General features: G+C 63.9%; 14 protein-coding genes. 11 read left to right on the top strand and 3 right to left on the bottom strand.

Translation table 11 applies throughout. The annotated features are described in order from the left end of the window. Positions 1-212: 212 nt before the first annotated feature. Complete coding sequence (locus HX881_RS20810; protein ID WP_177086353.1) at positions 213-935, bottom strand: pirin family protein; 723 nt, start codon at positions 933-935, stop codon at positions 213-215. A gap of 199 nt (positions 936-1,134) precedes the next feature. On the opposite strand from HX881_RS20810, the gene HX881_RS20805 reads away from it, so the two are divergent. After that, a complete protein-coding gene (locus HX881_RS20805) occupies positions 1,135-2,586 on the top strand; it encodes an ATP-binding protein (RefSeq protein ID WP_177086351.1) in 1,452 nt (483 codons plus the stop codon). On the opposite strand, the gene HX881_RS20800 is transcribed toward HX881_RS20805, so the two are convergent. Both HX881_RS20800 and HX881_RS20795 read right to left on the bottom strand, forming a co-directional pair. Next, complete coding sequence (locus tag HX881_RS20800) at positions 2,578-5,373, bottom strand: ATP-binding protein (protein ID WP_177086349.1); 2,796 nt, start codon at positions 5,371-5,373, stop codon at positions 2,578-2,580. The genes HX881_RS20805 and HX881_RS20800 overlap by 9 nt on opposite strands. A 204-nt stretch (positions 5,374-5,577) precedes the next feature. Next, positions 5,578-6,033, bottom strand: a complete 456-nt coding sequence (locus tag HX881_RS20795; protein WP_017128878.1) for a helix-turn-helix domain-containing protein — start codon at positions 6,031-6,033, stop codon at positions 5,578-5,580. Between the two features lie 264 nt (positions 6,034-6,297). Between HX881_RS20795 and HX881_RS20790 the strand changes: the two genes are divergently transcribed. The 10 genes from HX881_RS20790 to HX881_RS20745 all read left to right on the top strand — a co-directional run bounded on the left by HX881_RS20790 (position 6,298) and on the right by HX881_RS20745 (position 18,389). After that, positions 6,298-7,221, top strand: a complete 924-nt coding sequence (locus HX881_RS20790; protein ID WP_017128879.1) for a LysR family transcriptional regulator — start codon at positions 6,298-6,300, stop codon at positions 7,219-7,221. 116 nt (positions 7,222-7,337) lie between these two features. Next, entirely contained in the window at positions 7,338-7,754 is a 417-nt protein-coding gene (locus HX881_RS20785; protein WP_042936721.1) for a DoxX family protein, read from the top strand. Positions 7,755-7,802: 48 nt separating this feature from the next. Beyond that, positions 7,803-9,641: an amidohydrolase gene (locus HX881_RS20780; RefSeq protein ID WP_177086347.1), complete on the top strand. Its 1,839-nt coding sequence runs from the start codon at positions 7,803-7,805 to the stop codon at positions 9,639-9,641. A gap of 67 nt (positions 9,642-9,708) precedes the next feature. Further along, positions 9,709-10,335 (top strand): isochorismate family cysteine hydrolase YcaC, encoded by a 627-nt coding sequence (gene ycaC, locus HX881_RS20775; protein WP_017128882.1) that lies wholly within the window; start codon positions 9,709-9,711, stop codon positions 10,333-10,335. Between the two features lie 267 nt (positions 10,336-10,602). After that, positions 10,603-11,499 carry a LysR family transcriptional regulator gene (locus HX881_RS20770; protein WP_017128883.1) on the top strand — a complete coding sequence of 299 codons (897 nt, stop codon included), beginning with the start codon at positions 10,603-10,605 and terminating at the stop codon, positions 11,497-11,499. 101 nt (positions 11,500-11,600) lie between these two features. Next, positions 11,601-12,368, top strand: coding sequence for a COG4705 family protein (locus tag HX881_RS20765; RefSeq protein ID WP_017128884.1), 768 nt, complete (start codon positions 11,601-11,603; stop codon positions 12,366-12,368). Between the two features lie 43 nt (positions 12,369-12,411). Further along, positions 12,412-12,849, top strand: coding sequence for a hypothetical protein (locus HX881_RS20760; protein WP_177086345.1), 438 nt, complete (start codon positions 12,412-12,414; stop codon positions 12,847-12,849). A 128-nt stretch (positions 12,850-12,977) separates the two neighbouring features. Then, the gene (locus HX881_RS20755) at positions 12,978-13,643 is read left to right on the top strand and encodes a response regulator (RefSeq protein ID WP_017128886.1); all 666 of its coding nucleotides are present in this window, start codon (positions 12,978-12,980) and stop codon (positions 13,641-13,643) included. After that, entirely contained in the window at positions 13,619-14,977 is a 1,359-nt protein-coding gene (locus HX881_RS20750) for an ATP-binding protein (RefSeq protein ID WP_177086343.1), read from the top strand. Before HX881_RS20755 ends, HX881_RS20750 begins: the two co-directional genes overlap by 25 nt. Positions 14,978-15,128: 151 nt before the next feature. Further along, positions 15,129-18,389 carry an nSTAND3 domain-containing NTPase gene (locus HX881_RS20745; protein WP_177086341.1) on the top strand — a complete coding sequence of 1,087 codons (3,261 nt, stop codon included), beginning with the start codon at positions 15,129-15,131 and terminating at the stop codon, positions 18,387-18,389. Positions 18,390-18,652: the final 263 nt, after the last annotated feature.

Genomic DNA, 18,652 nt, shown 5'->3' with positions numbered 1-18,652 from the left:
ATGTCGTGCAGGTCGGGATTTGTATGCGAAGTTGGCTGGAGGCGGCGGGGATACAGTCACATACAATCGCGCAGGGTCGAACGCACCGGTCTGCGGGTTTCATCTGGATCACCACCGCGCGCGGGGCGGATGGTCATCGACGAGACTGTCGAGATGTTCGCCGTCGCCGAAGCATGAAGCCCGGGGGCATCGGGCCCCCGGGCGGTTCACGCTCATGGCATTTGCGGCAACTCCTGCGGTCGCAGGTCGAACACCAGCACTTCGGCATCCACGCCGTTGCTCAGGGTCAACAGGCGTTCCTGGCGAACCCGTACGCCGTCGCCTTCCTGCAAGGCCAGGCCATTGAGTTCGACGCTGCCACGGGCCACGTGCACGTAGGCGTAGCGGTCGGCGGCCAGTTCGATGCTGGTGGATTCCTGGCCGTCGATCAGACCGGCGTAGACCCGCGCATCCTGGCGCACCTGCAATGAGCCCTGGGCACCGTCGGGGGAGATGATCAAGGCCATTTTCCCGCGCTTCTTCTGGGTGCTGAAATGCTCCTGCTGATAACGCGGTTGCGCCCCACTGACCTGCGGCACGATCCAGATCTGCAGGAAGTGCACGGGCCGGTTGGCCGAGTGGTTGTACTCGCTGTGGGCTACACCGCTGCCGGCGCTCATCAATTGCACATCGCCGGGGCGGATCACCGAGCCGGTGCCCAGGGTGTCCTTGTGTTCCAGGGCGCCGTCGAGCACGTAGGAGAAAATCTCCATGTCGCGGTGCGGGTGCTGGCCAAAGCCCTTGCCGGCCGCGACCCGGTCATCGTTGATCACCAGCAGGTCGGAAAAACCCTGTTCGTTGAGGTTGCGGTAGTTGGCGAAGGAAAAGGTGTGGAACGACTTCAGCCAGCCGTGATTGGCGACGCCGCGATCAGTGGCTTTACGAAGGGTCAGCATGATGAATTCTCCTCTGCGGGACGTGAATTCGTCCGAGTGGAGAGAAGGTTAATGTTTACCCGTTGGTGCAATAAGTAGATGGAAATTGAAAGACTGTCTCTTTCAAGTTGACAGTTTTATCACGCCGATGCTGTATTCTCTGGCGACACTCACCTCGTGCCGGTCAACCCTGGCCGGGTCCATCAGCAAGTGAACGGGCATGAACAGTCTCAGACAGTCACACGGCGCCACGGTGCTGCATTTCGGCAACCACGCCTTTCACCTGGGCCGGCGCCTGGTCCTGGCCGGGGATCGGCCGCTGCGCATGGGCGGGCGGGCGCTGGACATTCTCCAGGTGCTGCTCGAACACGCTGGCGAAGTGGTCGGCAAGGACGAACTGATCGCCCGGGTCTGGCCGAACTCGGTGGTCGAGGACATCAACCTGCGGGTGCATATCGCTGCCTTGCGCCGGGCCCTGGGTGACGGCCAGGACGGCCAGCGCTACATCGTCAACCTGCCCCAGCGCGGCTACAGTTTCGTTGCCCCGGTCCGGCACGAACACGAAGCGCTGCCGATGGCCGTCGAGGGGCTGCACCCGCCCCGGCACAACCTGCCGTCGCGGCTGACAGCGGTGATCGGGCGTGATGCGCTGGTCGGCAGTCTGGTCCGGCAGTTGCCGGTCCGGCGCTGCCTGACCCTGGTGGGACCGGCCGGTATCGGCAAGACCACCCTGGCCCTGCGGGTCGCCGAACTGCTCCTGGAGCATTACCGCGACGGTGTCTGGATGATCGACCTGTCGACCGTCGATGATCCGGCACACCTGGTCGATCACCTGGTACAGACCCTGGGGTTGCAGGGCGGCCTGCAAGCACTGGTGCCCCGGCAGGCCTTGCTGGTGCTGGACAACTGCGAGCACCTGCTCGAGCCTTGTCGCCACCTGGTCGAGCAACTCTTGCTCGACTCGCCGCGGTTGGCGGTGCTGGTCACCAGCCGCGAGCCGTTGCTGGCCATCGGCGAAACCGTCCAGCGCCTGCCGGCCCTGACGACGCCGCCGGCTAGCGCGCTGGGCAGCGTCGCCGAGGTGATGGGCTATTCGGCGGTACAGCTGTTTGTCAGCAGGGTCCGGGCCTGCCAGCAGGGGTTTGTCCTGCGCGAACGCGACCTGGTGGCGGTGCGCGAGATTTGCCGGCGACTCGACGGCCTGCCCCTGGCCATCGAGTTGGCGGCTGCGCAGATCGACGCCCTGGCACTGGTTGGCGTGCAGGCCCAACTGGGCAACTGTTGTCAGTTGCTGACCCAGGGGCGACGGACCGCCGTATCACGGCACCAGAGCCTGAAGGCGGCGCTGGACTGGAGCTATGAACGCCTGAGCGCCGATGAACAGACGCTGTTGCAGCGCCTCGCGGTGTTCAAGCCGGGCTTTACCCTGGACGCCGTCCTCGCGGTCTGTGGTTGCGCACGACTGGGCCCGGCGCAACTGCTGGAACTGGTGCCACGGCTGGCGCACAAGTCCTTGCTGGCGGTGACGCGCCGCGGCGGCGTGACCCGCTATCGGTTCCTCAACACCACCCGCGGCTACGCCCTGGAACGGCTTGAGCGCAGTGGACAAAAGGCCGCCCTGGAGCGGCGTCATGCCGACTACCTTCGCCAGGCGCAACGGGCTTCAGGCTGACTGGCGCAGCGGCAACACATCGAGCAATTGCCGGGCGCTGATCAGGTCCGGCGTGGCAAAACCCTCGCTGAAGCGGGCATGGATCGGGGCGAGCAGGTTATGGGCCGATTGCACGCGTCCCTGTTGCCGCCAGAGCCGGGCCAGGGTGACAGCGCTGCGCAGCTCCCAGGCCAGTGCCCCCTGGGCTCGTGCCACCTCCAGGGCCTTGAGCAGCAGCGCCTGCGCCGCGTCCGGGGCCTGTTCCGCCAACAGCACCTGCGCCCTGGCGCGCAGGATTTCCGCGGTGCTCCAGCCTGCCGCGCCGCTCTCGGCCCGCTCCAGCAAGGCGTCGTCGACCAGACGGTGGTCGAGGGTGACCATGATCTCCTTGACCAGGCCACTGGCGGGCGACGGCGCAGATGCCGATACCGTGTTGTCGATCACCTGGGCGTAGTGCTGGCCCCAGGTGTGGAACAGCAGCACCGAATGCTGCCGGGCCCGTTCCAGCAGTAGCCGCAGGAGGTCACGGGCGGTGCGGGTATCGCCGTTGCAGTGGGCGATCGGGCAACCGGACAGGGCCAGGGTGTAGCACACCGAGGTGCCGTGATTGATCTGCAACGCGATGTCCAGGGCCTGGCGCGCGGTCTTCCAGGCCTGTTCCGGGTAGCCCTGCAACCAGAGGATGCGCGCCAGGATGGTCAACGACGCCACGCTCTGATCGTACTGGACGCCGAAACCATGGGTGAACCGGTTCAGGTGGCCGCTGTGGGCCATGCGCTGGATCACCTGTTCGGCGTGATCGCGGGCCCGTTCCTGGTGGCCGGCGAAATGCAGCGCCAGGACCCGCAGGCGATGGGTGCTGAGGGACAGCAACGCGTCGTCGTGCAAGCCCAGTCGATCGAACTGCCGGCTCTGTCGCAGGGCTTCATGGTAGTTGCCGCAACTGAGATTGACCGCCATATGGCCGGACACGGCGCGCAGCTGGCCGTTCACGTCATGGTGGTGTTCGGCCAGGTCACGGGCGCTGCTGAAGGCATCGATGGTTTCGCGGCTGCCGCCCTGGGTGTGGTAGCAGGAACTGCCCAGTGCCAGCTTGAGGGCGATGCTCAGGCGCGGGCACGGTTGCGTCGAGGTTTCCAGGCGTGCCAGGGCCTTGCGCACATGGTCGCCATGCTCCCTGAGCAACGACAACTCCTGCCACAGCGGGGTCGAGGCCACGGTCAGGCTGACCGCCAGGGCTTCCGGGCCCCGGGGGCCCAGTCCCCATTCCAGGGCCGCGCGCAGGTCTTCCAGGCTCCGGGCGTAGCGCTCGATCCACACCTCGGTGGCGGTGTCCGGCCACTCGGCCTGGGCCTGTTCCATCAGGGCCAGGCAACGTTCGGCGTGGGCCCGGCGGGTGCCGGGCAACTCGCAGGCGAGGTCGAGTTTTTCCAGGGCATAGTCGCGGGTGGTGTCCAGCAGGCGGTAGAACACCTGCTCATCGCCGACCTCCACGTTCAGCAGGGATTTGGCGACCAGTTGGGTGATCGAGGCGAAGACCTCGCGGGCTTCGACGTGCGCGCCGATGACCACCGCCGCGGCCGAGGCCAGGGTAAAGCCACCCCTGAAGATGCCCAGCCGGCGCAGGCAGATCTGTTCGCCGGGGCTGAGCAGGGCGAAGCTCCAGTCGAGGGTGGCGCGCAATGTCTGATGGCGCGCGGGCGTTGTCAGGCCGTCCTGGGCCAGCAGGCGAAAACTGCCCTGCAACTGCGCCAGCAGGCCGCCCAGGCCGAAGCGGTCGACCTGGGCGGCCGCCAGTTCGATGGCGAGGGGAATACCGTCCAGGCGGCGACAGATCTCGATGGCCAGCGGCAGTTCGGCTTCCGTCAGTTCGAAGTTGTCCAGGCTGGCCATGGCGCGTTCGACGAACAGTTGCAGGGCTGGAAAGCCCAAGGCCTGGCGACGATCCAGGGGCGCGATGGCGGGCGGGCAATCCAGTGACTCCAGGCGCTGGACGAATTCGCCTTCGGCCCGCAGGCTCTCGCGGCTGGTGGTCAGGATATGCACCTGGGGCGCGCCGCGCAGGATGCTTTCGCAGAGCAGGGCGACGCTGTCGAGCAGGTGCTCGCAATTGTCGATCACCAGCAGCATCTGGCGCTCGCGCAGGGCGCCGACGAGAAGGGCAATGGCGTCGCCGTCGGGCAGGCCGACCCCGAGCAGCGTCGCCAGGTGACTGCCGAGCATGGCCGGGTCGGTGAGCGGTGCCAGGTCCAGCAGGCGGATGCCGTCGCGGTAGGCCCCGATCAGTTGTTCGGCCACGCTCAGGGCCAGGGTGGTCTTGCCGATGCCGCCGGGGCCGACCAGGGTAATGAAACGCTGGCGTGGCAGGTGCTGCAACAGGCTGTCGAGCAACGGCTGGCGGCCGATCATGCGGGTCCGACGCACCGGCAGGTTATGGCCCTGGAGCGTTGGGGCGAGGTTTTGCGGCGGGACCTGACGGACGTCCAGTTGGTACGGCGCGACAAAGCTGTAGCCGCGCTGGGCGACGGTCACGATATAACGCTGGCCGGCCTGACCGTCGCCCAGGGCCTTGCGCAGCGCGGCCATGTGCACTCGCAGGTTGATGTCCTCGACCACGCTGTTGGGCCAGACCCGGGTCATCAGGGTCTGTTTGCTGACCACCTGGCCCGCGTGCTCCAGCAGGATCAACAGGATATCCATGGCTCGTCGTCCCAGGCGCAGGGGGCGCTCGGCTTCCATGACCAGGCGTTGCCCGGGGTGGATCCGGTAGGGCCCGAAACGCACGGTCTGCTCGGGGGAAAGGTTCAACGGTTGGCTCCTGCTGCATGTCCTGTGGTCGCCGCCGTGGCCTGTCGCGGTGCCCGAGTATATTCCTCAGGTTTTGTCCGCTGCGCAATCTCCCGGCAGGCAACGGACGAACAGGCCCGCGGGGCCGGGCGATGGGCAATGCGGGGAGCTGTCACAGGGGGCGAGGGTGGCGCGGTGGGTCGAGGCCCTTTGGCACCTGGCGGATTATCGAGAAACCGGCCGTTCTACGTAGCACAGGTGGCGTGTCGCCTGCGGGGCAGGAGCGGTGCCCAGCTTCTGGCAACGCCAGGCAAACGGGTTGATGCCTTCGCTGCGGGTGAAGATGTGACAGAAATGCGACTGGTCGCAGAAACCGCATTCCAGGCTGATCTGCGTCAGGCTCAGGTCGGTGTCGCGGATCAGTTGCTTGGCGCGCAGGATGCGCTGCTGGCGGATCCAGTCCTGGGGGGACAGGCCGGTCGTGCATTTGAAGGCGCGGGAGAAGTGGCTGCGCGACAGCGCACAGGCACGGGCCAGCTCGGTGACTTCCAGGGGCTCGCTCAGACGCTCGAGAATCAGTTGCTTGACCAGGTTTTCCCGCCAGGGGGCCAGGCCGCCCGGGGTGGGTGCCCGCGTTTCGCTGGCAAAGGAGGGGACGCTGTTGTGCTGAAGTGGAATCATAAGCAATGTCCGTGTCGGGAGCAGGCGCTGGCGCACAGCACGTCGGGTCAGCGCCGTTGCTCCGGAAAAACCGATGAGAGGGCAGGGCACTTCATTCTTGGGCGGGGGGCGCGAACCGGCGAGTTAAACGTTGTTAATTTCGGGTCGTGCTCGTCGCGCGGGGCCGCCCCCGCGCAAGTCAGCACACCGCTGCAAGTATCGAAGGCGGGCGCAGGCGCAGACTGGAGGCGCCAGCCCGACTGAACCTGCAAGGAGATTGCGCCGATGAACCGAAACGACCTGCGCCGCGTCGACATGAACCTGTTGGTGATTTTCGAGGCCTTGATGTTCGAGAAGAACCTGACCCGGGTCGCCGAAAAGCTCTTCATGGGCCAGCCGGCGGTGAGTGCCGCCCTGGGGCGCCTGCGCGACCTGTTCGACGATCCGTTGCTGTTGCGCAATGGCCGTGGCATGGAGCCGACGGCACGGGCCCAGGCCATCCTCAAGGAGCTGCAACCGGCGATGGACACCATTTCCGGGGCGGTGAGCCGGGCCAAGGCATTCGATCCGGCGACCAGCGGCGATGTGTTTCGCATCGGTCTTTCCGACGACGCCGAGTTCGGCCTGTTTCCGCCCCTGCTGAGCCGGTTGCGTGAGGAGGCGCCGGGGATAGTCGTGGTGGTACGCCGGGCCAACTACCTGCTGATGCCCGCGCTGCTGGCCTCCGGGGAGATTTCGGTCGGGGTCAGCTACACCACCGAACTGCCGGCCAATGCCAAGCGCAAGACCCTGCGCGACATTCCCTGCAAGGTGCTGCGCGGGGACAAGCGACCCGGCCTGCTGACCCTGGATGAGTACTGCGAGCGGCCCCACGCGATGGTGTCGTTCTCCGGCGACCTGAGCGGCAATATCGACCTCGACCTGGCCAAGGTCGGCCGCAGCCGGCGCGTGGTCCTGGGTGTTCCGCAGTTCAGTGGCCTGCGCGCCCTGCTGGCCGGCACCGAGATGATCGCCACCGTGCCCGACTACGCCGCCTGTGCCCTGGTCGAGGGCTGTGCGTTGCGGGCCGAGGATCCGCCGTTTCCCATCGATGCTGCGCAACTGTCCATGGCCTGGAGCGGGGTCCACGACAACGACCCGGCGGAACGCTGGCTGCGCTCGCGGATCGCGCAGTTCATGTCCGCGCCGCTGGACATCCGGACGCCCTAGGGGCGCCCACGGGAAAGAGAGCACGTACATTCAATTTTTCCCTGCCCCGTCGCCGCACTATCCACCGACAGTCCGGCGTCACCACGCCGGTGGTTTTTCATTGCGATGGGTGGCTCATGGACGCTTTGCGCCGGGATGAACGGGCTCGGGATCTTGGATGGTTGTTCCTGCGGGTCAGCGCCGGGCTGTTCCTGTTGTGGGTCCATGGCCTGCCGAAACTGCTGCACTACAGCAGCGAACTGCAGAACATCGAAGATCCTTTCCACCTGGGCGCCGACCTGACCCTGGGCCTGGCGATCTTCGCCGAGGTGTTCTGCCCGCTGCTGATTATCGCCGGCGTACTGGTGCGTCTGGCCTGCTTGCCTATTCTCTGTGTGCTGTGGGTGGCGTTGTTGATCGTGCATCCGCAATGGACGATCGCCGAAGGCCAGTTCGGCTGGCTGCTGCTGATCCTGTTCACCAGTCTTCTGATTGCCGGCCCCGGACGGCTGGCGCTCGGCGAGCGCCTTGCCGGGGCCTGGCGCCATGCCTGATACCAGGGACGATCCTTTCTCCATGCTCACTCTGTCGAAGGAAACGCGATGAACGCCGATCTGATTCTGTTCAATGGTCAATTTCATACCGTCGACCGTGAAAAGCCCCTGGCCAGTGCCGTGGCCATCCGCGACGGGCGCTTCGTGACGGTCGGCAGCGATGCCCAGGCCATGGCCCTGCGCGGTAACGACACCCAGGTCATCGACCTCAAGGGCCGCTGCGTGATTCCCGGCCTCAACGACTCGCACCTGCACCTGATCCGTGGCGGCCTCAACTACAACCTCGAACTGCGCTGGGAAGGCGTACCGTCCCTGGCCGATGCCTTGCGCATGCTCAAGGACCAGGCAGACCGCACGCCGACGCCCCAGTGGGTGCGGGTGGTGGGCGGCTGGAACGAATTCCAGTTCACCGAGAAGCGCATGCCGACCCTGGCGGAGCTGAACCAGGCCGCGCCGGATACCCCGGTATTCGTGCTGCACCTGTATGACCGCGCCTTGCTCAACCGGGCCGCCTTGCGCGTGGCCGGCTACACCCGCGACACGCCGAACCCGCCGGGTGGCGAGATCGTCCGCGATGCCAACGGCGAACCGACCGGCATGCTGGTGGCCCGCCCCAACGCGATGATTCTCTACTCGACCCTCGCCAAGGGCCCCAAGCTGCCCCTGGAATACCAGGTCAACTCGACGCGCCAGTTCATGCGCGAACTCAACCGTCTCGGCCTGACCAGCGCCATCGATGCCGGCGGCGGCTTCCAGAACTACCCCGACGACTACGCGGTGATCGAGCAGTTGGCCAGGGACCAGCAGTTGACGGTGCGCATCGCCTACAACCTGTTCACCCAGAAGCCCAAGGAAGAACTGGCCGACTTCAAGAACTGGACCGGCAGCGTCAAGCTGCACCAGGGCGACGACTACCTGCGGCACAACGGTGCCGGGGAGATGCTGGTGTTCTCCGCCGCCGACTTCGAGGATTTCCTCGAACCGCGCCCGGACCTGCCGCAGAGCATGGAAGCCGAGCTGGAGCCGGTGGTCCGCCACCTGGTGGAACAGCGCTGGCCGTTCCGCCTGCATGCCACCTACAACGAATCCATCAGCCGCATGCTCGACGTGTTCGAGAAGGTCAACCGCGATATCCCGTTCAACGGCCTGCCGTGGTTCTTCGACCATGCCGAGACCATCACCCCGCAGAACATCGAGCGGGTGCGGGCCCTGGGCGGCGGCATCGCGATCCAGGACCGCATGGCGTTCCAGGGCGAATATTTCGTCGAGCGCTACGGCGCCAAGGCCGCCGAGGCCACGCCGCCGATCAAGCGCATGCTCGCCGAAGGCGTGCCGGTAGGCGCGGGCACCGATGCCACGCGGGTGTCCAGTTACAACCCGTGGACCTCGCTGTACTGGATGGTCAGTGGACGCACGGTCGGCGGCCTGGCCCTGCATGAGGAAGGCCTGTCGCGCCAGACCGCCCTGGAACTGTTCACCCACGGCAGCGCCTGGTTTTCCTCCGAGCAGGGCAGCAAGGGCCAGATCAAGGTCGGCCAGCTGGCCGATCTGGCGGCGCTGAGCGCGGACTACTTCAAGGTCGAGGAAGAGGCCATCAAGTGGATCGAGTCGGTGCTGACGGTGGTCGGTGGCAAGGTGGTCTACGCCACCGGCGACTTCGAGAAGCTCGGCCCGGCAGGCCTGCCGGTGCTGCCGGACTGGTCACCGGTGGCCAAGGTGCCGGGGCACTGGCGTCCGACTTCGCCGCTGCAGGCCCAGGTCCACCAGTGCAGCGGTCCCTGCGCCGTGCACTCCCACAGCCATGAGCGGGCGCGCCTGTCGAATGCGCCGGTCAGCGACTTCCAGGGATTCTGGGGCGCATTCGGCTGCTCGTGTTTTGCCTTCTGATTCCCCATCGGCGCCGGACCCGTATGGCCGGCGCCCACTGTACTCTCACGTCACCAAGGAGTTTCACATGAGCAACGTTCCCTACAAACGCCTGAACAAAGACGACGCGGTGGTCCTGCTGGTCGACCACCAGACCGGCCTGATCTCGCTGGTGCAGGATTTTTCGCCGAACGAGTTCAAGAACAATGTCCTGGCCCTGGCCGACCTGGCGAAGTTCTTCAAACTGCCGACCATCCTCACCACCAGCTTCGAAAATGGCCCGAACGGCCCGATGGTGCCGGAGCTCAAGGAACTGTTCCCGGACGCCCCGTACATTCCCCGTCCAGGCCAGATCAATGCCTGGGACAACGCCGATTTCGTCAAGGCGGTAAAGGCTACCGGCCGCAAGCAGTTGATCATCGCCGGCGTCGTGACCGATGTCTGCGTGACCTTCCCGACCTTGTCGGCCCTGGCCGAAGGCTTTGAAGTGTTCGTGGTCACCGATGCCTCGGGCACCTTCAACGAAACCGTGCAGCAGGCGGCCTGGGCGCGGATGACCGCCGCCGGTGCGCAACTGGTCAACTGGTTCTCGGTGGCGTGCGAGCTGCAAGGCGACTGGCGCAACGACATGGAAGGCCTGGCGAACCTGCTGTCGCCGCGCATCCCTAACTACCGCAACCTGATGAACAGCTACTCGGCGCTGACAGCCAAGTAACGGTCATGTCGGTGCCGCACGGGACCTGGCGGTGAGGCACCGACCGGTGGGAGCCGGCTTGCTGGCGATGGCGTACGCACGGGCAGCACAAGGCTCAAGGGCCTCATCGCTGCGATGCGGCGTCCAGGCAAGCCGGCTCCTGCAGTGGTCGGGAACAGGAAGTGGCTCGGCGCTAAGGCCCCCACAGGTTTCGTGGTTACCGATTATGAGATGTGGGGAAAGGAAAAAGTCGTTATAAAGGGGCTTGCTGTCAACCCGAGCGTGACAATGAACCCTTTCGAAGACATGCGTATGTTCTGCCAGGTCATGGACTCGGGCAGTTTCACCGCGGCAGCGGATCAACTGGGCCTGTCCAAGCAGTTCGTCAGCCGTCGCCTGATGCAACTGGAGGAACGCCTCGGGGTGCGCCTGCTCAATCGCTCGACCCGCCGCCTGGATGTCACGCCCCTGGGGCAGAGCTACTACGAATCCGCCTTGCGCCTGCTCGCCGAAGTCGAGCACATGGAGCAGGGCATCGCCGGTCAGACCGCCGAGCCGCGCGGGACCCTTCGCCTGAGTGCGCCCCTGTCGTTTGCCCTGGCTCACCTGGGATCGCTGCTGCCGGCATTTCTCAAGCGTTACCGTGACGTCACTGTCGAAGTCGACCTCAGCGACCGTCCGGTGGATCTGCTCGGCGAGGGCTATGACCTGGCGCTGCGCATCGGCGTGCTGGAGGACTCGAGCCTGATTGCCCGACGTATCGCCACCATCGACCGGGTGTACTGCGCCAGCCCGGCCTACCTGGCCGAACGCGGTACACCCCTCAAGCCCGACGACCTGCATGCCCACGATTGCCTGCCCTATGGCCATGGCCGTCAGGTGCAGTGGCGTTTCGAGGGGCAGGGCAAGCCGGTGGTGGTCAATGTCACGGGGCGCATGCGGGTCAACAACGGTGAATTGCTCAGGGATGCGGCCATCGCCGGCATGGGCATCGCCTACCTGCCGACCTTTATCGTCGACGCGGCCTTGCGCGACGGCCGCCTGGTGACCTTGCTCGACTCCCTGCGCCCCGAGCCACTGCGCTTGTCGGCGGTGTATCCGCAGCACCGCCAGGCGTCGCGGCCGGTGCAGGCGTTCATCGAGTTCCTGCGCGAAAGCCTGGCGCGTGACGATGGCGGCCTCTAGCGCCCGGACGGGCAAATCGCCGCGCCTCAGTCCCGGCTAAGTTTGCCCGGGTAGTCTCCCCCCAGCGCCAGTTGCCGCGCTGCCAGGGAGATAACCTTCACATGAAGCCGCTAACCGGAGCCGACTGGCTCAACAAAGTCCCCGAAGTGACGTTGTCGTTCTGGGTCATCAAGATCATGTCCACCACCGTCGGCGAAACCGCCGCCGACTACCTTGCCGTCGATGCCGGGCTGGGCCAGGGCCTGACCAGTATCGGCATGGCCGTGCTGCTGGCCATCGCGTTGTTCGCTCAACTCCGTACCCGCGCCTACACCCCCTGGATCTACTGGCTGAGCGTGGTGCTGGTGAGCATCGTCGGTACGCAGATCACCGATGTGCTCACCGACCAGCTGGGTATCAGCCTGTATGCCAGCACGGCGGTGTTCAGCGTGCTGCTGGCGATCAATTTCCTGGTCTGGTTCAGGCTGGAGCGCAGCCTGTCGATTGCCGATATCGTCACCCCGCGCCGGGAGCTGTTCTATTGGGCGACCGTGCTCTGCACCTTTGCCCTGGGCACGGCGGCCGGCGACCTGGCGACCGAGGCGCTGGGCCTGGGTTTCACCCTCGGCTCGGTGATTTTCGCCGTGCTGATCGGCGCCACATTCGCCGCCTGGCGCCTGGGCGGCAATACGGTCCTGACCTTCTGGATCGCCTACATCCTGACCCGTCCGTTCGGTGCTTCCCTGGGGGACCTGCTGACCCAGGCCAAGACCTATGGCGGCCTCGGCATGGGCGCGGCATGGACCAGCGCGATCTTCCTCAGCGTCATCCTGATGCTGGTCATCGTCGCCCAGCTCGGCGTCGGCCAGCGCAAGCCGGTTTCCGACTGACCCCGTCTTCAACCTCACTCATTTCAATTATCAAGGAATCATCATGCTGACCGTTCGTAGCGCTATTCGCAAAGCCGCCATTGTCGGCGCCATCGCCTTGTTGAGCCTGGCCACCGCCTGCTCGAAATCGCCGGATACCCCCAAGGCCGGCACGGCCAATGCACAGGCCGATTCGAGCCATGCCTCGCCCTCCAAGCTGGGCGATCTGTCGGCCTTCCAGGGCATCGCCAGCCAGGTTGCCGGGTTGGTCGAGCAGAACGACCTGGCCGGTGCAAAAACACGGATCAAGGACCTGGAGCTGGCCTGGGACTCCGCCGAAGCCGGGATCAAGCCCCGTGCCGCCAGTGACTGGCACCTGCTGGACAAGGCCATCGACAATGCCCTTGAAGCCCTGCGCGCGGGTTCGCCGAAGCAGAGCGACTGCAAGGTCGCCATGACCGATCTGCTGAAGACCTTCGCGAGCCTGCAAGGCGGCAAGTGATCGCCAGCCAGCTCGCCCGCCGCATGCATCCAGGTCAAAACGCTGCACGCGGCGGGCGACAGATGCTTCAATAGAGGCTCGGCATCCGCGTCGCGGGTGCCGGGCCTTGCTGATGGTCGGAGAGGGATATGCGCATACTGCTGGTCGAAGATGACCCGATGATCGGGGAGGTGATCCAGGGGGCCCTGAAGGATGCCGGCTATGCCGCCGACTGGGTCAACAATGGCCTGACCGCACTGGCGACCCTGGACACCCAGCACTACGACCTGGTGCTGCTGGACCTGGGCTTGCCCGGCAAGGATGGCCTGGCGGTGCTGGACAGCATTCGTTCCGCCGACAATGCCGTGCCGTTGCTGATCATCACCGCCCGCGACAGCCTCGATCAACGCCTGCGCGGCCTTGATGGCGGTGCCGATGACTTCCTGCTCAAGCCGTTTGAAATGGCCGAATTGCTGGCACGCATGCGTGCGGTACTGCGGCGCAAGGGCGGCAGTGCCTTGTCGCTGCTGAGCAATGGCCTGGTCACCCTGGACCTGGTGTCCAAGCAGGCCAGTACGGCGGAGCACCCCGAGGTGCAACTGTCGAATCGCGAGTTTTCGCTGCTCCAGGCGCTGCTGATCCGTCCGGGGGCGATTCTTTCCCGTGCCGATCTCGAAGATCGTCTCTATGGCTGGGGCAACGAGGTGGAAAGCAATGCCGTGGAGTTTCTGATCCACGCGCTGCGGCGCAAGCTGGGCAGCCAGGTGATCAAGAATGTCAGGGGGATGGGATGGATGGTTTCAAAAGGCGTCTGAGCGAGTCCGTCCAGCTCAGGCTGTCCGTCGGCCTGTCGCTGGCGATCCTGGTCGTTGCGGTGGTGGCGGGTATTTTTGCCTTTGTCTCGGCGTTCGATGAAGCGCTGGAGTTGCAGGACAATACCCTGCGCCAGGTCGCCGTGCTGGTCGAGCGCCAGAACATGACCCTGAGTCCGTCGGCCCCCGGTATGTCGATCAGGGACGACGACGAGGAGTCGCGGGTGGTCGTCCAGTACCTGCGCGATGGGGCCCGGGCTTCGGGCAATATCGATGACGGCGGCCCGCTGCCATTGCCGACGAGCCTGTCCGATGGCCTGGCGACCCTGACCGTCGGCGGCGAGCCGTTTCGCGTGCTGGTCAAGACCCTGGGCACGGGCGAGCGCATCGCCGTGGCCCAGGAAACCGGTGCACGGGACAAGGATGCCCGGGAAAGTGCCTGGCGCGGCCTGCTGCCTTTTCTGATCCTGCTGCCGGTACTGTTGCTGGTGGTGGCCGACCTGGTGCGCAAGCTGTTTCGTCCGATCGCGGTCCTGGCGCAGGACATCGACCGGCGCAGCGAGCAGGACCTGCATCCCATCGACGAACGACACCTGCCCAGTGAAATCCGCTCCTTTGTGCTCGCCATCAATCGCCTGTTCGACCGGGTGGCCCGCTCGATGGACAGTCAGCGGCGTTTTGTCGCCGATGCCGCCCACGAACTGCGTTCACCCTTGACCGCGTTGTCGCTGCAGGCCGAGCGCCTGGCCGCCGCCGAGCTGTCGCCGGACGCCCGCGAGCGGCTGGTGCCGTTGCAGCGGGGCATCGAGCGCGGCAAGAGCCTGATCGATCAGTTGCTGGCGCTGGCCACGGCGCAATCGACGTCGACAACCCCCGCCGCGCCGATCTCCGTGCATGGCATCTACCGCCGCGTGCTGGAAGACCTGCTGCCACTGGCCGAACTCAAGCAGATCGATGTCGGCGTGGAAGGCGAGCAGGACATGCGGGTGTCGCTCAACGAGATCGACCTGCTGGCCCTGGTCAGGAACCTGGTGGACAACGCCATCCGCTATACCCCGCAAGGCGGGCGGGTGGACCTGTCGGTGAGCGCGGAGCAGGGCGGCGTGCTGTTGCAGGTCCGGGACAACGGCCCGGGGATTGCCATCGAGGAGCGCGAGCGGGTGTTCGACCCGTTCTACCGCAGCCTGGGCAATACCGAGGTCGGCTCGGGGCTCGGGCTGTCGATCATCAAGGCCATTGCCGAGCGCACCGGCGCGCGTATCCGCCTGGGGTACAGCGATGAAGTACGGCAGCGCGGCCTGAGCGTTTCGGTCTGGTTACCGGCGGCCGTGGGCTGAGGCGTCTCCTATCGCACCGCGCTGACTCCTGCGAAAGTGCTGGTGAGTTCCTGCGTGAGCGACTGGACCTCCGTGAAGGTGGCCTGTAACAATTGCGCAAACAGGAAATACCCTGACGTTTATCGATTCAAGGTTGAAGGTGCATTGCATAATGGATGATTACAACGATAGGGGGGCTCAGGGGAGCGATGGCAATCCGGCTTTTCATGGCTTCATCTATCAGAAAAAAGTCACCGTATGGATCGCGTTGCAACTGCTGTTGAATCGTGTCGATGGCTGCAACGAAATCATCGTTGAGCCAGTCTCGCAGGAAGACGTCGAGGCTTGCATCGATGACGAGGAATCGACAGTCAGCATTGGTGGCGTCCATAAACTACTGATTCAGATAAAAAACCGCGGAAAGGGCTATTGGACGGCCAGCGCGTTTTCGGAACTGGTCAAGGACCGGGTTGCACGAAGTGCCTCGGGGCCAGGTACCAGGCCCAGGGGAAAGGCACTGCTGCTGGAGGATCCCTCCCGGCGTTATATTTTTATTACCAATTGCAGTGTCGCTGGGGAACTGGCGGCAGCCGAGCTTAAAAATGTCGATGAGGCACTGGACCCTTCGTTCCTCCCTCCGAAGCTGACAGAGATAGAGGCCGAACAACAGGCGTTGACCGGTCGTTGGGGGCTTATCCAGAATCTGACTGAAAATGACCTGCGGGCACGTATTCATGACTTGCTTGAATCCAGGGGCAAGGTACCGATTTCGAACCTGCCGGCGGCGATAGATAAGTTGGAGCGCTTGGTCGAGCGGCGTATGGCAGGGCTGGTGGAGCCCCTGACGCGTGATCATGTTCGGGATGTCATCACCAGTGAAGGCGGGGGAGCGGTACGCGACCAGGAGTTGCGCGAGTTCATCGCACCGCCTGCCTTGGCACGAGCAGAGTCGCTGTTGGACACGTTGCATGCGGTGATGCTGATCGGACCGCCAGGCTACGGCAAATCGTTGATTGCCAAAAACATGGTTCATGCCCTGCGTGAAAGACCGCGACCCTATGAGGTTGTGAGGGAGTCGGCAGGGCTTGCCGCAATCGAGCACTATCTGGCGCAGAGGGGCTTGTATGTCTTTCATCTCGACGACCCCTGGGGGCAATCGAAGCTTGAAGCCGATGCGGACAAATGGGTTATTCAACTCCCTCGGTTGCTGGCGCGTGCCTCTGCCGACAAGCTGTTCATCATCACTTCGCGTACCGATATTCTTCGTCAGAGTCGGGTCGGGGAGGATGAAGAACCGTGGCGTTCGCTGACCTGTGAAGTATCGGATAGCGATTATGGCGATGACGTCAAATGGAACATCCTGGAAAAGAAGCTTGAGCAAGCCCAGGCATGGATGCTGCCGTTCGCTGAGCGGTATCGTTCCGGGCTGCTCCAGGATCTACAAAGTCCCCTGGCAATCGATCGCTTCTGCAAAGGCTTGCTGGCTTGCGGGGACGAGTCGGTTGCATTGATCGAACAACTGGTCGATCAGGCACAGGTTTCCAGCATTCGCCAGATTGTCCGTCAGCAAGTTCTGGGATGGCCGGAACGCGGCGTGGAGTGCGCTACGGTGATCTGGGCGATGATTCGCCGGAACCAACGTATTTCATTTGAGGGGTTGAGTACGATCCGGCGTGCCCTGGATGACCTCAGCCCGCCGCTTTCCATTGATCTCGAGCGCTTCGTAAAGCATTTCCTGATCTCAACACTGGACGAGGATGAGAAAGAGGAGATCGGTGCCCACGGTAAGGTCATTGAGGCCTTTGAGGAAGTGATTACCGACAGTCCCGCTGTATTGGAACGGACCTTGGGCCGGTGCGTGGAGGCCCTGTATGCGCAGTGGTGCGATGACCCGGCCTGTCTCAACGCCTTGATAAATCTGCTTGAAGCAATCAGCAGTCGGTGGCCCCAACAGCTGTGCCTGAATCGTATTCAGCAGGACAAGGTCGATGAGTTCCTGCGCCAGTGCATTGCTACCACCAATGATTTTCAGTTCGTTTACTATTTTGAGCGGGTCATCAGATGGGGTTCGCAGCGTTGCTCCATTGCCCGGTTCTTACGCGATTTGACGGCATTCAAGCCGGTGGCATCCGGGCGAGTGGTGAAGTACTGGAGTGTACCGGTGCTGAGTCCGGAGTTCAGGGAAGAGTTGGAAAGAGAGCCATTGATACCGCCGCTCTTGAGTTCATGGATACGTTATCGATTTATCGATGGCGACATTGTCTATGACGGTCCGCAGCTTTTTACCTGGCTCGCCGGGCTGGGTGGGGACCTCGGGGAGGCTTGGGCACAGTCTTGTCACTGGGCGACCCCGGCAGGTCGCAACCAACCTAATACACTGGCGCTTTTCCAGTGCGCGGCGCTGGCCGGTGCTTTTCATTACGATGATGAGATGTTCAGTCTGATTGAGGGTATCGAGGACGGGCTACGTGAACACCGGGACGAGGTGGGTGACTACGAGGAGCAGAGTTTCCAGGGCATTGACGATGCGTCGATTGAGCGCCTGTTCAGGACCATGCTGGATGAGGATGAGGAACTGGTTCATCGTCTTACCATGGCTTACGTCCAGATGCGCCGCCGGAACGAAGGGTATCAATGGATTGAGGGCCACCCACGCCATGATCTGATTCTCCCCGCCTGGTCGATGACCCTGGATGAACAATCCTCGCAGGTGTCTGCCTTGGAGAGGGAGAGCCTTGAGCTGCTCAAACGTGCCTATGATCAGTCCCTGATCCTGGCTGATCATGATCTCGAAGGTATTTGCGAAGACCTGGATATCCCCGATATCGATGATTTCCTCCAGCTTGAGCCGATGAAAATTGTTGAAGAACTGCTGAGCTTGGAGACACAGCGCAATGGCGATCCCCATGAGCTGATCGAGCAAATGTACTACCTGGAAAACCTTGCAGTCGCCAAGGCCTTGAGAGAGGCCGTCGGGCGTATGGATGCCGTGAGTGTGCGCAAGCATCTTCCGAGCCTCATGGAGCATGATCATGCCGATGTACGCAGGCATGCCGTGAGTTTTTTTGCCGGCCTGGTCGAGCCCCTGGGGTTGAACAGATATTGGCTCTACAACGGTGCCAGCGATAAAAGCGCGCACGTTCGTCTGGAGTTGGCGAAGGTCATTGGCCACTTCAAGTGGCAGGACGGAGTGGAATGCCTGATTTCCCTGCTCTCGGATTGTCGGGATTATCAGGCGGACGAGGGGGGGCCGCGTTTCGAGGTGGCCCGCGCGGCTGCCCGGGCACTGGCGGGTATGCACAACCTTTCAGAAGAACATCGACAGGCGATACGAACGTTCCTGAGTCAGCCCCCTCGGGATCCGCAAGATCCTGTCGTCAATGACTTGCTCAGTAGATCGTTCCCACGCTCTGCGTGGGAATGCAGCCCGTGACGCTCTGCGTCACAGGTCACAGCTTCGCGGGCAAGCCCGCTCCCACAGCGCGGGAACGATCCAATGAGCGGTATCAGTCGGCTCAGGTCGGAGAGATGGTGGCCAGCAGGCCGATTGCGATTGTCAGTAAGAGAAAACCACCCAGAAAAAGCGCCATCTTGCCCATTTCAGGCCTCCTGAATCACAGGGTTGCGGTACAGCGGAAAAAGAGTCTTGGAGAACTCTGCCTTGAAGCGCCGCCCGAGGCCGGGTGGCAGGCTTAT

It is taken from the genome of Pseudomonas gingeri (genome assembly GCF_013386115.1).
Classification (GTDB): Bacteria; Pseudomonadota; Gammaproteobacteria; order Pseudomonadales; family Pseudomonadaceae; genus Aquipseudomonas; species Aquipseudomonas gingeri.
The sequence above is the reverse complement of the archived record's forward strand: the minus strand, read 5'-3'. Positions and strand labels throughout refer to the sequence as shown.